1 tRNA gene and 1 rRNA gene are annotated in these 400 nt (G+C 46.0%); both read right to left on the bottom strand.

The annotated features are described in order from the left end of the window. Positions 1–118: 118 nt before the first annotated feature. Positions 119–192: transfer RNA gene (locus CIK96_RS08010), tRNA-Ala, on the bottom strand. Positions 193–297: 105 nt separating this feature from the next. After that, positions 298–400, bottom strand: a 16S ribosomal RNA gene (locus tag CIK96_RS08005); the annotation flags it as partial.

Genomic DNA, 400 nt, shown 5'->3' with positions numbered 1-400 from the left:
GGCGGCCGTATGCATAAGTGCTCATACTTTCAGCTGTTGATTTCTGATTTATTATCTAATCTACAGTCTTGCTTGTGTCAATATGTCAAAGATCTCTTTCCTCTATTTCAAGGACAAGTGGAGAATATCGGGGTCGAACCGATGACCTCTTGCATGCCATGCAAACGCTCTAGCCAACTGAGCTAATCCCCCAAAAACAGATTTTGTTAGTACAAGAAGCCTAAGGAGTGTCTGAACAAACCAATGCTTCATCCCATTCTTTTGAAACTACCTTAATCATCTAAGATCCGTCTCCAGAAAGGAGGTGTTCCAGCCGCACCTTCCGGTACGGCTACCTTGTTACGACTTAGCCCCAATCACCGGTTTCACCCTAGGCCGACCCTTGCGGTCACGGACTTCA

It is taken from the genome of Prevotella sp. P4-98, assembly GCF_002251405.1.
In the GTDB taxonomy this organism is placed as follows: Bacteria; Bacteroidota; Bacteroidia; order Bacteroidales; family Bacteroidaceae; genus Prevotella.
Note: the sequence above shows the minus strand (reverse complement) of the source record. Positions and strands in the feature narration are given on the sequence as shown.